Source organism: Sinorhizobium sp. CB7, assembly GCF_041357635.1.
Lineage (GTDB): Bacteria > Pseudomonadota > Alphaproteobacteria > Rhizobiales > Rhizobiaceae > Rhizobium.
The window spans coordinates 40,913-55,681 of record NZ_JAULLL010000011.1 but is presented as its reverse complement, the minus strand read 5'-3'; the positions used below and the strand labels follow the sequence as shown (position 1 = coordinate 55,681).

The window sequence follows — 14,769 nt, the reverse complement described above, 5'->3', positions numbered from 1 at the left end:
GCCGGAGGCGGCGGTGAGAACGCCCTCGTCGAACAAGGACATACAGACGCATGACCAGTCCAGCCCGAACACTCAACCTCAATGTCGGCATCAACACGACCGGCTATCTTCCCAATGCGTGGAAATACAGGACCGGCACCCGCCACGACATCAACGACCCCGACTATTATCGCCGGCTGACCGAGCTTGCGCATAAAGGCCTGTTCGACGCGGTGTTCTTTTCCGACCATCCGGCATTGATGACCGATCCGAACAGTCGGCCCTTCCACACGATCGACCCGCTGATCCTCTGCTCGGCGCTCGCAGCGCAAGTGCCCGATATCGGCTTCGTGGCAACGATGTCCTCGACCTACAATTCGCCTTTCAACCTGGCGCGGCGCACCCAATCGGCCGATATTATTTCCGGGGGGCGGATGATCATCAACATCGTTTCGTCCTTCAACCCGAACGTCGCCGCCAATTTTGGATCAGCACCCCTGCCGCCCCGTAACGAGCGTTATGCCAAGGCCTCCGAATTCCTCGACGTCGCCAAGAAACTCTGGTCGAGCTGGGATCCCTCGCGCGAAAACGAGATTCCCGAAAACCTGTTCTGGGATGCGGCAAGCGCGCATGCGATCGATCACGCCGGCGACTATTTCAACGTCAAGGGACCGCTCAACGTTCCGCGCGGCCCGCAGGGACATCCGGTGCTGGCGCAGGCGGGCGCATCCGACGGCGGCATCGATCTTGCCGCGCGTCACGGCGAGATCATCTATTGCAACATCTTGTCGCAGCCGGCCGGGCAGGCCTTCGGCAGGAAGGTCAAGGACCGCGCCGCCGCGCTCGGACGCGATCCTTCCGGCATCCGCATCGTGCCGGGGCTGGTGGTCATCCTTGGCGAAAGCCGCGAGGAAGCGCTACGCAAACACGAACTCTTCAGCGGCGCCGGCTCCGAAGACGGGCTGATCGCCCGCTTCGTCAGGGACAATGGGATCGATCCGGATGGCTTCGATCCGGACGCAGTGCTGGAGGCGGAACACTTCATTCCCGATCAGAACCGCCTGCTGGCGGTCGGCATGGGGCTCGGTCTCGCGGACCTGCTCACCCACGAGAAACTCACGGCCCGCCAGGCGGTCCGCCGCTCGGAAGGGCATCACCGGCTGCTGCTCGGAACACCGGAGGAGGTGGCCGACGGCATTATCGACCTCTGGGCGGATGGCACGGTCGACGGCTACACGCTGCAGCCGCCGCGCGCGCCTGACGACATCGAGGAATTCATTGAGAAGGTGGTGCCGATCCTCCAGGATCGCGGCGTCTATCGCACCGCATATGAGGGAAAGACGGTTCGCGACCGTTACGGCTTGCCCTACCCCGCCTGAAGGTCTCGACATCGCCGGCATGAGGGTCGGAGCGCTGGGTTCAGGCGACCTCGCTGCTCCGGTCGAAAGGCGTGATGATCTTGCGATTGCCCACGGGGGCCGGCTTCCGGCCGGATACCGCAAATTCGCCGACAACGCGGTCATGGTAGATGCGGGGATTGTGGGAGGTGATGGTGCGGGCATTGCGCCAGTGACGGTCGAGGGCGGTTGCGCGTTTGGCGGCGGAGGCCCCGAGAGCATCAAACAGCACCGTCGTCGCCTCGAGGATCAGCTTGGAGATCACCGTCACGGACTGGCTGGTTTCGATATCAGCAATCAGATGAGCGTCCGTTTCATCAGGCGTGACCCCTGATATATTGGCTTCGTACGATCGCTGGAGCGCTTCGGCGACGTTCAGCACGATCGCGCCCGCGGCATAGGCCGGTCCCTTGACGCGGCCGACCACCTCCAGCACCTGCGGATCTTCCGCACTCGTCTTGCCGTTTCCGCGCGGATATATCCGCGCCCGCGCACCGACGTGACGGGCAAGCTCCGTCGCCGCGGCTCGTCCGATGCCGGCAAGGCTTGCGAGATGGACGAGCTGAAAGAACGCCTGCGTGTAAGGAAACCGCGCGGCATTTGGCTTGATGTGAAAGGGCTCCAACTTGACGTTGTCGAACCTTGCCGTGCCGCTGCCGCTCATCGCTTGGCCGAAACCATCCCAATCGTCGAAAATTTCGACACCCGGTGCAGACGTTGGCACCAGAGCCGCGATGGGCGCGCCCGATGCGTCGACTGCGCCGAGATTGATCCAATCGGCATAGAGCGAGCCCGTCGTATAGAATTTGGCGCCGTTGAGGCGATATTCGTTCGCCTCGCGCACGATGGTCGTGGAGTAGTCGCCGACATTGCCGGTCAGCTCTGAAAATCCACTGCCGATCATTTCGCCCCTGCCGAGACGAACAAGCCAATCGTCCCGCCATTTGTCCTTCGGGGCATTGAGAAGGTCCTCGGTAAATCCCTGATGGCTCCGGAATATATTGGTAATATTGGGATCGGCCGCCGACAGCTCGATCAGCAGCGCGAACAATTCCGGCAGGGTGACTTCGCTTCCTCCGTGATGAGCCGGAACACGCAAGGCGCCGAAGCCCGCCTCCCGAAGCCATCGAACCTCCTCGAAGGGCAGGCGCCTCTCCTGATCGCGCTCGATTGCATTCTCGCCGATCTGCTTGAAAAGCGGGCGAAACCGCCCCGCAATTTCCTCATATCGCGCCGACGGCCCGCGGCCCCAGCCTTCATCAATCCTTGTCATGAAGATATCCTTTGGAGATTGTCCGGGAAAATCGACCGGCATTTGATATTGGCCCGCATCGAGAACCTATGAGAGAGATCGGCTGAAGGTAAGTAGCAATAATCTACAAATTTAGTAGATTATAAAATCGATTTTTCGTTTCCGGCTCATTTCCGCATGCTGCGCCTTCGCCACTCGACGCAGGCTCCGGTAGATTTCAAAATCGACAGCAAGGAGCCGAACCATGAGCCAGAGAACCATTTCCCACGATACGTTTCGCAATTGGCTCGCGGATGGAGAAGAACTGGCGGTGCTCGACATCCGCGATCCCAGTGTCGTCGGCTACGCCTCTCCGCTTTTTGCGACCAATCTCTCCGCGGAACGGGTGGTAGGGGAAATCGGTCTTTTCGTGCCACGCAAGGCCGTTCGCACCGTGCTTGCCGATGCCGGCGACGGCGCTGCCTCCCGTGTAGCCGGCGAGCTTGGCGCAGCTGGCTGGCCGAGCGTCTTTGCCCTCGAAGGCGGAATTCCGGCCTGGACGGCGGAAGGCAATGGCGCGCCGCTGCCGACATTCGACATACCGGGCGTCGACTTTACGCTCGCCGTCCAGAAGGAAAGGAATACGCCGGCCATTTCGGCCGATGAACTGAAGCAGCTGCGCGATGCCGGCGAAGACGTCGTCGTCATCGATACCCGCACCGTTCCCGAATTCGCGCGCGAGCATGTGCCCGGAGCCGTAAGCGTGCCGGGAGCGGAACTGGTGCTGCGTTTCAAGGACGTCGTTTCATCCGAAAAGACCCGGGTGGTCGTCTCCTGCGCCGGCCTGCCGCGCGCCATTCTCGGCGCGCAGACGCTGATTGACGCGAAGGTTCCCAATCCGGTTTCCTATCTTCACGAAGGCACCAAGGGCTGGACGGCGGCTGGTCTCGATCTCGAAACCGGCAAGACGCGGATCTATGACGAAGCCAGCAAGAGCGCGCTCGCTTTCGCCCACCGCCATATTCAGGCGCTGAGCAGCGGCGATCATTTCCCCGAAATCGACGTTGCGACGGCCAGAACATGGGCGGCTGATCCCGACCGCACAACCTATCTGCTGGATGTAAGGACGCCCGAGGAGTTCGAACGCGGACACCTCGACGGCACCTTGTCGTCCGAAGGCGGGCAGTTGCTCGGCGTAGCTTATCGCACGATCGCCGTGCGCGGCGCACGCGTCGTCCTCGTCGACGACCTGCTCGGCGTCCGCGCCCGCACCGTGGCCCATTGGCTGCAACGGCGCGGGTACGAGATCGCCATCCTGCTCATCGATTTTGAGGGCAGCAGGCTCAGTGAAGTGGCCTGACCGAAGCCCGCCCAATATCGCGACGATAGCGCAGAAACGAGGTGTGGTGATGAAACAGGTTATCGAATATGCCGGCATGCCGGTGGGCATCGTCGTCCCCGACAAGGATCATCTCAAATTCATCGCGGTCAAGTTTCATGTCCACGATTTAGACGGACAGCTTTTTGCTTCGCCCTCCGAAGTGTTGCACGCCATCCACCGCATGATGTCCGAGCACCCGCCCCTTTCCAGGCGGGTTGCTTAGCCGGGAGAGATTGATGGGCAGGCTGCACCGCTTCTTTCGGCTGTCGGAACGCCGCAAAGACCTCGAAACCATGCTTCTTATCCACGAATATCGGGCGTTGCTGGTGGATGATCAGATCGACGATGGGAGTGAAACGGAGCTGAGAACAAAGCTTGGCGAAGTTTCAGATGAGCTTCTGTCGCTCTGGCATCGCCCTACCCGCCGCAACACCGCCTGACTTCGCGGCGACGGCGGCACAAGGCCCCCCGCGTCCGGAGCCTATTCTCTTGAGGAACTCGGAACCGGCTGGCTCTGAGTACAGGCCGCCATCGCCGGTCAACCCACGCTTGCAAACGAGATCAGCTCAGACGTGCCCATCATCGGCTGGCGATTGCGTCGGCCTTAAGCCGATTTCCGGGCCCAAAAACTATCCTTCGGCAAGACATAAGGAGGCAGTTCAAGATTCGACCGGAAGTCGCCACCAATATAATCCGTGTCGATGATCGAACGGCGCCGGAGTTCCGGCAGCAGTCCGTTGACCAGGAGGTCCTCTTGTTCGGGATTGCCGAAACCGTGCAGCGAAAGCACGTCGAGAATGCCGTGGCGGTAGCGCTCCTCGATAGCGTCGGCCAATTGTTCCGGCGTGCCGGCCACCGACCAGTGGCCGGTTTCTTGCGCCTGAATGATCAATTCGCGAAGCGTCAGGCCCTGCTGCGCATAGCGGCGGAAGACTTCGACGCGACCGCGCCGGCGATTGATGCTGGTGACTTCGGGTAGAAGCGTTTCAGGCAGCGGCTCGTCGAGCGGCAGTTCCGACAGGTCGAGCTCGCCGCCGAGCATGTCCGAGAGCTTCAGACGGCCTTGTTCATAATCGATGCGTTCGTGCTTTTCTTTCAGCCGTCGGGCAACGTCCGCATCACTCTCGCCGATCACCGAATGGAACGAATTCATGATGAAAGGCAGGCCTTCCGCGCGACCGAAAGCCGTCGCCCGCCGGCGAAGCTCGGTCGCGAAAGCGACCGCATCCCCAAGCTTCGGCTGTGAGGTATAGACGACCTCCGCGTAACGCGCGCCGACCGTGACGCCCGCCTCGGACTGGCCAGCCTGGAACTGCACCGGGCGTCCCTGCGGCAATGGAGCCACGTTCAGAGGGCCCTGAACGTCGAAATGTTTGCCCCGGTAGTCGACACGATGAAATTTATGGTGATCGATGGCAATGGCGCCTGATGGCCGGCGCTGCACAGCATCCCGCTCGTTGGAATCGTAGAGCGCGTTGATGACCTCGATGAATTCGGCCGCGCGCTCGTACCGCTCTTCGGGGCTTGGCAGTTGCTCGCCGAAATTCTCCTCGCCGATGGACGACGTCACCGCGTTCCAACCGGCGCGTCCACTGCTTGCGTGGTCGAGCGTGCCGATTTGTCTCGCCAGATTGTATGGGTGGTGGAAGGTCGTGGAAACGGTGGCGATCAGGCCGATCTGCAACGTCACCTGGCTGAGCGCCGACAGGACGACGATAGGTTCCTGAATGCCGGCCGTTCCGACGAGACCGGCAGGATCGATATGCAGCACATCGGCCGTGAAAAGGCCGGTGATCTTTTCGGCCTCTGCCTTGCGTGCGAGCTGGACAGCCCGGGCGATACCGGTCGTCGGTGTCGGATCGTTCGAGGCCGAGATCACACTGCCTGCGCCGGTAAGGGTCTTCAGACGCCGGGGACGGTTGGAACCCATGATGAAATCCTCCGATGGAATGAACTGATATATTGTTTTCCGATTTGCCGATCGTCAGCGTCAGGCCAGAGCCGGGACCGCTTCGAGCAGCGCCTGGGTGTAGGTGTGACGAGGTGAGGAAAATACCTGCCCTACCTCGCCGGTTTCGACGACGCGACCGTCCTTCATCACCAGGACACGGTCGGTCAGGTGATGCACGATGCCGAGATCGTGGGAGATGAACAGGAGCGACGTGCCGGAGGCCGCCTGCAACTCCGCGAGAAGATCGAGGACCTGCGCCTGAACCGAGACGTCGAGAGCACTGACCGGTTCATCCGCCACCAAGAGCTTCGGCCGCGGAGCAAACGCCCTGGCAATTGCCACTCGCTGCCTCTGGCCGCCGGATAGTTCGCGCGGGAAGCGTTTGAGAAAAGCAGGTCCGAGCCGTACTGCATCGAGAACATCGAGCACGCGCTGCCTGCGCTCGGCCCCGTAGACGCCGACGGAATCGAGGCTTTCGCCGACGATCTTTTCGATCGTGTAGCGAGGATCGAAGGAGCTGAAAGCATCCTGCGCGATCAGCTGCATGCTGGCACGCTGCGGACGCCGTGCGGTTTCCGGCACGTTGCTCCATTGCCGCCCGCCGATCAGCACTGTTCCCTCGTCCGGCTCCAGCAGGCCAAGCACGATCTTGGCGACCGTGGTCTTGCCCGATCCGGACTCGCCGACGATGCCGAGCGCCTCACCGGCAGCGAGCGAGAAGGAGACGTCGTTGACGACGGTCGAACCGCCGTTGCCGCCATAACGCTTGACCAGACCGTGGGCCGTCAGAACATGGGTATCGTGGTCGATCCGCTTTTGCGGCAGCGGAATTCGATGACGCACAGAGATATCAGCTTCGATGATAGTCGATGTTTCGGGGCGAACGGGCTCGGCAGGTGCGGAGAGGCGGAAGCCTTTGGAGGCGACCGATGGCACTGCGTCCAGAAGCTGCCGCGTATAGGGATGTTCGGGCTGCCGCAAAAGTTTATCGGTCGGCCCCTCTTCGACGATCCGGCCGTCATTCATCACCAGCACCCGGTCGGCCAACCGGGACACCACGGCGAGGTCATGGCTAATGAGCAGTAACGTGTGCCCGGCCTTGCGACGCTCGGCAAGCAGGTCGAGGATCTGCTTCTGGACGGTAGCGTCGAGCGCCGTGGTGGGTTCGTCGGCAATCAGCAGCGACGGGCCACGAGCTATCGCGGTGGCGATCAGCGCACGCTGGCGCAGGCCACCGGACAGCTGATGCGGATATTGCCGCAGTCGACGCTCCGGATCTGGAATGCCGACCGATTTCAACAGGTGCTGACTTTCGCTGCCTGCGCTCTTACCGGCAAACAATCTCCGTCTTCCGAAAGCATCTGAAAGCTGCTGCTCGATCCGCCGCAGCGGATCGAGCGAGACAAGCGCGTCCTGAAGAACAAAGCCAATCCTTTCGCCGCGCAGCCGCCGCCAGTCTTTCTCGCGATGGCCCAGCACGCTTTCACCCGCGATATCGAACTGGTCGGCCCGGACTTTTGCCCCCGCACCGGCGAGCCCAATCAATGATCGCGCGGTCACCGATTTCCCGGAGCCGGATTCCCCGACTAGAGCGACGGTCTCACCTTCGCGGATTGCAAGATCGATGCCGCGCACGACGACATTCTCGTCCTCGTCGCGCGGGAAGGCGATCGACAGACTGCGGATTTCGATCAGCGGGCTCATACCGACCTCCTGCCTTCAAAGGCGAGCTGCCAGCGCTTGCCGAGGTATGTGATGGCGATGACGGTGAGAGTGATGGCAAGGCCGGGCCAGACGCCGATCCACCAGGCAACGCGCAGATAATTGCGCGCCTCCGCAAGCATCGCGCCCCATTCCGGCGCCGGCGGCTGTGGTCCCATGCCGAGAAAGCTCAAGCCCGCGGCCTGAATGATCGTCGATCCGAGCCCGATCGTCGCGAGGATCGGCACCTGCGCGATCGCATGCGGGAGTATGTGCCGGACGACCAGCACGATCCGGCTTAGGCCGAAGGTTCTTGCCTGTTCCACATAGCCGCTTTTGGCGATGACGAATGTCTGCGCCCGGACCACCCGGGCGAAGCGGGGGATGGACGCGACGCCGAGGGCAAAGACGAGATTGACGGTGCCGGGGCCGGTGAACGAAATCAGCACCAGGGCAAGGAGCAGATCCGGAAAGGACGAGATCACGTCGAGGAAACGCGAGATCACCTCGTCGATGATGCCGCGTGCCAGCCCGCAGGACAGGCCGAAAAGCGAGCCGACGAACGCGGAGATGGCGACTGCGCTGATCCCGATCAGGATCGAATACCGCGCACCATAAATCACCCGCGACAACACGTCCCGCCCGAGATGATCGGTGCCGAGCAGATGGGTCAGCGAAGGCGGCAATTGCGCCTGCAGAGGATCGGCGACGATGGGATCGGCCGAAGTCAGCGCCTGCGGCCAGATCGTCGCAACCGCCACCAACGCAAGGAAAAGTGCAGACAAAAAGGTGCCGGGACTGAGCTTGAAGGGTCGGATGCCCTGGTGGGACCCCTTCCTCTCGCTTTGGTCGATCGCGCCAAGAAGGGTCATGCCGCCCTCCCCTGGCTGTCGTTGCGCAGTCGCGGATCGAGGATGAGGTAGAGAACGTCGACCAGCGTGCTCATCGCCACGTAGATGAGCGCCGATAGGATGGCGACCGCCAGCACAATCGGAAGGTCGTGGGAAAGCACGGCATCGACAGTGATGCGCCCGAGCCCCGGCCGCCCAAAGACAGCCTCGGTGATGACCGCACCGGAAAGGAGGTTTCCGACCAGCCATCCCGCAAGCGTTACGGCCGGCAGAGCCGCATGCCTGAGGCCGTGACGCAGCTTCAGTACGAAGCTGCTCGCACCCCAGCTGCGCACGGTCAGGGCGAACGGCTCTTCAAGTGCCCGCTCCAACCCTTCGCGCAGAACCTGGCCCAGGACCGCGCCGAGCGGGAGGCCAAGGGCAAAGGCAGGCAGGACGAGCGCGGAGATGTTCCGATCGCCGGACACCGGAAACAGCTTCAGCGTGAAGGAAAAGACGAAGAGCAACAGGATGCCGAGCCAGAAGGAAGGGGTGGAAATCAGCGTCAGCTCCAACCCGCTGGCGATGGCGCGCGGCAACCACCTGCCCGCAGTGAGGATCGCGCTTGCCACCGCAAACAGGATGGCGACGACAAGGGCCGCGGCTGTGAGTTTCAGCGTCGGCAGCATCTGCGTGGCGACGAGGCCGGATATATCCGTCTGCAGGATGTAGGAGCGGCCGAAGTCGCCGTGCAGCACCCGCTCCAGATAGCTGAGGTATTGAGTGATCAGCGGTTGGTCGAGACCCCATTCGGCACGGATTGCCGCTTCCACCTCCGGCGTCCGGAGCTGCTCGCCGATCAACAAGCTGACGATGTCGCCCGGTGCGAGTTGGACGGCGATGAAGCTCAACGTCACCGCGGCCCAAAGCACCAGCAGGCCGGAGCCGATCCGCACCAGGATCTGGGACGTGAGCCCGCCACGCCGCCAGAGCCGGTGGCGGCTGAGGCGAACGGCAGGTGCCTGTTCGAAAACACTCGTGTTGTCGGCGGCCATGTCATCCACTCCTTCCCGCGGCAAACCCCGCGCGTTATCTCCATTCGGACGGATTATTCGGTGCGCCAGATATCGTAGGCGCCTTCCGGCAGTTGCTTGAAGGGACGAAACGAGATGCCCTTCACATAGGTCGCGGCCGCAACCTGGTCCTCCGGCTCGTAGAGCGGCAGAGCATAGGCCTGGTCGACGATCGCAAAACGCTGCAGCTTGGCGTAGAGCTCGAAACGCTTCTTGGCGTCGAGCGTCGCGGCGGCCTCGTTCAGCCATTGCGACAATTCCGGCGCGGCAGCCCGGCTGTAGTTGATCGTGCCACCCTTATCGATGGGCAGATAGTGATATTCGATGTCGATCGCATCGGTCGGCGTGTTGGAATTGGCAATCGAGCCAAACTGGCCGGTCTTGCGGCGGTCCGTGTAGGTGCCGGCATCGACGAACTTGATCGCGAGATCAATACCGGCCACCTGCCGAGCCTGCGCCTGCAGCGCCTGCAGCAGCACGTCTCGCTGGTCTCGCACCGTGGCCTGTGCCTGGATCACCTCGATCGTCAGCCGCTTGCCGTCCTTGGTGCGGAAACCCTCCGCGTCCCGCGCCGTCCAACCGGCTTCGTCCAGAAGCGCGTTCGCGACCTTCGGGTCGGCACCATAGGCTCCTTCGATGCTCTTGTCGTAGAATTGCGGATCGATGGGCGAGGTAATGCCCCAGGCGCGTGTCCTCTCCCCGCGATAGACGGCCTTCAGGACCGCATCGACGTCGATCGCCGCGACCAATGCCTTGCGCACCTTCACGTCCTGCGTCGGGCCCCATGTGACGTTCAGGAAGAGCGAATAGGGCGTGCCTGTGTTGAGCGCCGTCTGGTAGGTGAAATCGGCATTTTCCTTGAACAGCGCGGCATCATTCCCGGATATCCCCTCGATGACGTCGACCTGTCCCGATGTCAGCGCCCCGACGCGAACCGAGGATTCCGGCAGGAAACGATAGACGACCTCTTCCAGATAGGCTTTGCCCTGATGCGCGGCGGTCTTCGGCGCCCAGTCATAGGCGTCGTTCCTGACGAACTGGATCTCCTGGCCTTTCACATAGCGCTTCAGGATGAAGGGGCCGGTTCCGGCGATCTCCGGGCCACCAGACTTCAGTTGCGCCGAGGCGAAGGCCGCTGGCGACAGGATTTCAAGGCTCGCGACATAATCGAGGAACGGCGCATAGACATCCTTCAGGGTGAAGGAGACGGTCGACGCATCAACCGCCTTCAGCTCCGCGATCCGCGAAACGGGGCCGGCACTGACACTGCCCGAATAGGCCGCGTCCTTCAGGCGGGTGAAATTCGCAACGACCGCGTTGGCGTCGAATTTCTGGCCGTCGGAGAAGGTAATGCCGTCGCGCAGCTTGAACGTATAGGTCTTTCCGTCCTCGGAGATCGTGTAACCAGCCGCAAGCCACGGCGTGTAACCGCCGTCCGACGTGCGAGCCAGAAGCGATTCATAGGCGTTGCGCAGCAGAAGCTTGGTCTTGTCCTGGCCGTTGAGCTGCGGATTGAGCGTCGCCGGCTCCGTCTCGACGCCCCAGGTCAGCTTCCCGCCGCTTACTGGCTTGCCATCGTCTGCCAGCGAAAGACCCGGAAGGGCCGATGCGGCGAGGATCCCCATGCCCAGAGCAATCACCTGTCTGCGGTTCAGCATTCACATTCTCCATTGTTGATAGGGTTCGGACGACAGGGATCAGGCTTCCTGCTGAAGCCAGATGTCGTAGGCGTTTTCCGGCAAGCGCTTGAACGGACGGAAGCCGGCGCCCTTCACCTGGATGGATGCGGCGATCTGGTCGTCGGGCACATAGAGCGGCAGGCCCAGCGCCTGTTCGATCAGCGCATAACGCTGCAGCCTGGCGTAAACTTCGAAGCGCTTGCCGGCATCGAGCGTCGAGGCCGCTTCGTCCAGCCATGCGGATACTTCCGGTGCCTCGGTGCGGCTGTAGTTGATCGATCCGCCTTTGTCGCGCGGAAGATAGTGGAAATAAATCGTGACGCCGTTTTCCTGGGTCGTTGTAGAGTTTGGAATGATGCCGTACTGGCCATCCTTCTGGCGGACGGCATAGGTTCCGGCATCGACATATTGCAGGGAAAGATCGATGCCGGCGTTCTGGCGGGCCTGGGCCTGGGCCGCCTGCAGCACGATGTCGCGCTGGTCTCGGACCGTCGCCTGCGACTGCACGACCTCGATCGTCAGGCGCTTGCCGTTCTTGGTGCGGAAACCGTCGGCGTCCCTCGCCGTCCAACCCGCCTCGTCCAGCAACTGGTTGGCGACCTTGGGATCGAAACCGTAGCTGGCCTCGATGCTTTTGTCGTAGAAATCGGTATCGGCGGGCGTCAGGATGCCCCAGGCACGCTTGCGTTCTCCCCGGTAGACCGCCTTCAGGACTCCTTCAACATCGATCGCAGCCAGCACCGCCTTGCGCACCCTGACATCGGTCGTCGGGCCGTTGGTGATATTGAGGAACAGCGTATAGGGCGTGCCGGTATTGATCGCCGTCTGGTAGGTGAAATCCGGATTATCCTTGAACAAGCCAGCATCGTTGCCCGATATGCCTTCGATCACATGCACCTGGCCGGAGGTCAGCGCGCCGGTGCGGACAGCGGATTCAGGCAGGAAGCGATAGACGACCTCGTCCAGATAGGCTGGCCCCTGATGTCTCGCGTTGGCCGGCGCCCAGTTGTATTTCGGGTTCCTGACGAAACGGATTTCCTGGCCCTTGACATAGCGGTCGAGGATGAAGGGACCGGTTCCAGCGAGTTCCGGCCCTCCGGCCTTGAGCTGGGCCGACGCGAATGCCTTTGGCGACAGGATCTCGATGCCGGCGGCTCCATCCAGGAACGGCGAATAGACTTTGTTCAGCTTGAGAATCAGCGTGTACTCGTCGGCTGCGATCGCCTCCTTCACATGCGACACATACCCGGCGCTGATGCTTCCCGAATAAGTCGGCTCCTTCAGTTTGGTGAAGTTGAGCGCCACCGCCGCCGCGTTGAACTTCTCGCCGTCCGTGAACGTCACGTCGTCGCGCAGGATAAACGTATATTCGGTACCATCAGGCGATAACGAATAGCTCTTGGCGAGCCACGGAACGTAACCGCCGTCAGGGCTACGCGCCAGAAGCGACTCGTAGGCATTGCGGATGATCAGTTTTGCCTTGGCCTGTCCGTTCAGATGCGGGTTCAAAGTATTCGGTTCGGTCTCCACGCCCCAGGTCAGCGACCCGCCGCTCTTCGGCCGATCCGCTGCAAATGCGTCACTGGTTTTAGTACCCACAACTGCGAGGATGGCTGTCATGCCGGTTCCCGTCAGAAAGGTGCGTCTCTTGATCATGTCGCTTTTCCCAAATTGAATCGCGCCTAAGCGGCGATCGCCTTTCCCTGCGGCGCGAGATATTCGATTGTCTTCAGACGGTGGGCTCCATCGACGACGGGGCAGTCGATGACGAACTCGTCGATGCCGAAGCGCTGGTGCAGCCGTTGCAGCTCGGCACGCACACGCGCCGGGCCGCCGCGGATGACGAGCGGCAAACGTTCCTCGACCCGGTAGTTGGCCGCCCCGGCCTGGCGGGCGAACTCCGCTGCCTGTTCCTGGCTGCCGACATTGACGCCCTGCCCGTTTTCGACTTCGACGCGGAACCGCCGGTCGTTGGCCTTCAGGCTGTCGGCAGCCTGGTCGGTATCGGCAACCACGACGGCAACCGCCAGAAGCGCGTGAGCGCCGCCGGCGTCGCGATAGGCAGAAAATGCTGTGGAAATGGCCGTCTCGTCGCCATGGATGTGGCCGGCATAAACGAAGCCCCAGCCGAGGTTCGCCGCGAGCCGGGCGCTTTCGGTGCTGGCGCCGAGCAGGAAGCGGTCAGGGGCAACATCGGGCACCGGATAGGCGAGTAGGCTGTCGGCGTCGACCTCCACAGTCCCGCCAGACTTCAGAAAACGGTCGAGCTCCACCAGTTGGGCATCGAAGCTCGGCTTATGGGCAGGATCATAGCTACCCTGAAGGGCACGCGTCGAAAGCGGCAGGCCGCCGGGAGCCTTACCGACCCCGAGATCGACTCGACCGGGCGCAAGGGCTGACAAGAGATTGAAATTTTCCGCCACCTTGTAGGGGCTGTAATGCTGCAGCATCACCCCGCCGGAGCCGATACGGATGCTCGCAGTTTGGGCAAGCAAAAAACTAATGAGGATTTCAGGCGATGAACTGGCAAGGCCCGACGAATTATGGTGTTCTGCCACCCAGAAGCGCCTGAACCCAAGCGCCTCCGCCCTTTGGGCGAGCGCAAGGGTCCGCTGAAGCGCCCGCGAAGCTGGTTCGTCTCCATCGATCGGACTCTTGTCCAAAAAACTCAGCGCGTAACCCATGAGATCTCCTGCAACTGCTGTCGATGAAATCTATTGGTTGTATAGACAAATAATCGAGCAAGGATGTTTCTTTATTCAGTTGCACAATAAAAGATCATGCCGAGCCAACCGGTTGCGCACTGCGCCATGCTTGCGGGCGCAGTGAGGGCACGTCGCATCGGCTGACCAACGCCTGGACCCCTCTCGCGCTAAACGGAGACTGGGCATGGCGGACGCCATCATTCGATCGTCACTTCTGCATCCCGACGCGGAGCCCCTTATCGAGGGGCTGATCCTGGAATACGACGGTCGTTACGGCGCCGCGAGCCGACCTGGCGGGGCGCGCGGCGAGATCTATCGGTATCCGGAAGGGCTTTATGCGCCACCGCTCGGCGATTTCCTGCTACTGCGGCGCGACGGGCGCACGATCGCCGGCGGCGCCTTCATGAGCCACGATGACGAGACGGCAGAACTGAAGAGGATATGGACGGACCCCTCATTGCGCAGGCAGGGGCTTGCCGAGCGCATCGTTCTCGCGCTCGAAGTAAGCGCCGCAGAGCTAGGTTACACCCGCGTCTATCTTTCGACCGGATTTCGCCAGCCGGAAGCCGTGGCGCTCTATCTGAAGCTTGGATACCGGCCACTCTTCGACCCCGCCGCCGATCCGTCGCTCTATCGGTCCCTGCCCTTCGAAAAGCATATCGGGGCCAAGGCCGGCCTGACCGGAAGCCGGCCGATCTATCCGCCGGCCGCTTCGTTCGACGATGCGACGGCCAGGGTCAAGGCACTGAAGGCAGAACAGGAAGTGCGCATCCTCGAGCGCTTCCGCAGATACGCGGCCTCTGCGGCCTGATCCTCGATCGCGGAACAGGCCGAGCTGACGA

13 protein-coding genes are annotated in these 14,769 nt (G+C 62.0%); 5 read left to right on the top strand and 8 right to left on the bottom strand.

Annotated features, from left to right (window positions below; all coding sequences use genetic code 11):
• Positions 1-50 precede the first annotated feature (50 nt).
• The gene (locus tag AAE029_RS21045) at positions 51-1,358 is read left to right on the top strand and encodes an NtaA/DmoA family FMN-dependent monooxygenase (RefSeq protein ID WP_371074844.1); all 1,308 of its coding nucleotides are present in this window, start codon (positions 51-53) and stop codon (positions 1,356-1,358) included.
• Positions 1,359-1,398: 40 nt separating this feature from the next.
• Here the strand turns inward: AAE029_RS21045 and AAE029_RS21040 are convergent, their stop codons facing one another.
• Positions 1,399-2,649 (bottom strand): acyl-CoA dehydrogenase family protein, encoded by a 1,251-nt coding sequence (locus tag AAE029_RS21040; protein WP_371074843.1) that lies wholly within the window; start codon positions 2,647-2,649, stop codon positions 1,399-1,401.
• Positions 2,650-2,872: 223 nt separating this feature from the next.
• Between AAE029_RS21040 and AAE029_RS21035 the strand changes: the two genes are divergently transcribed.
• Genes AAE029_RS21035 through AAE029_RS21025 form a run of 3 tightly spaced genes read left to right on the top strand, consistent with a single transcriptional unit; the run spans position 2,873 to position 4,428 of the window.
• The gene (locus AAE029_RS21035) at positions 2,873-3,967 is read left to right on the top strand and encodes a rhodanese-like domain-containing protein (protein ID WP_371074842.1); all 1,095 of its coding nucleotides are present in this window, start codon (positions 2,873-2,875) and stop codon (positions 3,965-3,967) included.
• A 46-nt stretch (positions 3,968-4,013) separates the two neighbouring features.
• Complete coding sequence (locus AAE029_RS21030; protein WP_371074841.1) at positions 4,014-4,211, top strand: hypothetical protein; 198 nt, start codon at positions 4,014-4,016, stop codon at positions 4,209-4,211.
• A 13-nt stretch (positions 4,212-4,224) separates the two neighbouring features.
• Complete coding sequence (locus tag AAE029_RS21025; protein WP_371074840.1) at positions 4,225-4,428, top strand: hypothetical protein; 204 nt, start codon at positions 4,225-4,227, stop codon at positions 4,426-4,428.
• A gap of 164 nt (positions 4,429-4,592) precedes the next feature.
• Here the strand turns inward: AAE029_RS21025 and AAE029_RS21020 are convergent, their stop codons facing one another.
• The 7 genes from AAE029_RS21020 to AAE029_RS20990 form a co-directional block, all read right to left on the bottom strand.
• Complete coding sequence (locus AAE029_RS21020) at positions 4,593-5,918, bottom strand: NtaA/DmoA family FMN-dependent monooxygenase (protein WP_371074839.1); 1,326 nt, start codon at positions 5,916-5,918, stop codon at positions 4,593-4,595.
• Positions 5,919-5,978: 60 nt separating this feature from the next.
• The gene (locus AAE029_RS21015) at positions 5,979-7,643 is read right to left on the bottom strand and encodes a dipeptide ABC transporter ATP-binding protein (RefSeq protein ID WP_371074838.1); all 1,665 of its coding nucleotides are present in this window, start codon (positions 7,641-7,643) and stop codon (positions 5,979-5,981) included.
• Complete coding sequence (locus AAE029_RS21010) at positions 7,640-8,512, bottom strand: ABC transporter permease (RefSeq protein ID WP_371074837.1); 873 nt, start codon at positions 8,510-8,512, stop codon at positions 7,640-7,642. Before AAE029_RS21010 ends, AAE029_RS21015 begins: the two co-directional genes overlap by 4 nt.
• Positions 8,509-9,525 (bottom strand): ABC transporter permease, encoded by a 1,017-nt coding sequence (locus AAE029_RS21005; protein WP_371074836.1) that lies wholly within the window; start codon positions 9,523-9,525, stop codon positions 8,509-8,511. Before AAE029_RS21005 ends, AAE029_RS21010 begins: the two co-directional genes overlap by 4 nt.
• Positions 9,526-9,578: 53 nt before the next feature.
• A complete protein-coding gene (locus tag AAE029_RS21000; RefSeq protein ID WP_371074835.1) occupies positions 9,579-11,201 on the bottom strand; it encodes an ABC transporter substrate-binding protein in 1,623 nt (540 codons plus the stop codon).
• A gap of 39 nt (positions 11,202-11,240) precedes the next feature.
• Positions 11,241-12,842 (bottom strand): ABC transporter substrate-binding protein, encoded by a 1,602-nt coding sequence (locus AAE029_RS20995; RefSeq protein ID WP_371075046.1) that lies wholly within the window; start codon positions 12,840-12,842, stop codon positions 11,241-11,243.
• A 62-nt stretch (positions 12,843-12,904) separates the two neighbouring features.
• Positions 12,905-13,906, bottom strand: a complete 1,002-nt coding sequence (locus AAE029_RS20990; protein ID WP_371074834.1) for an MsnO8 family LLM class oxidoreductase — start codon at positions 13,904-13,906, stop codon at positions 12,905-12,907.
• 205 nt (positions 13,907-14,111) lie between these two features.
• Between AAE029_RS20990 and AAE029_RS20985 the strand changes: the two genes are divergently transcribed.
• Positions 14,112-14,738: a GNAT family N-acetyltransferase gene (locus AAE029_RS20985; RefSeq protein WP_371074833.1), complete on the top strand. Its 627-nt coding sequence runs from the start codon at positions 14,112-14,114 to the stop codon at positions 14,736-14,738.
• The last annotated feature ends 31 nt before the right edge of the window (positions 14,739-14,769 follow it).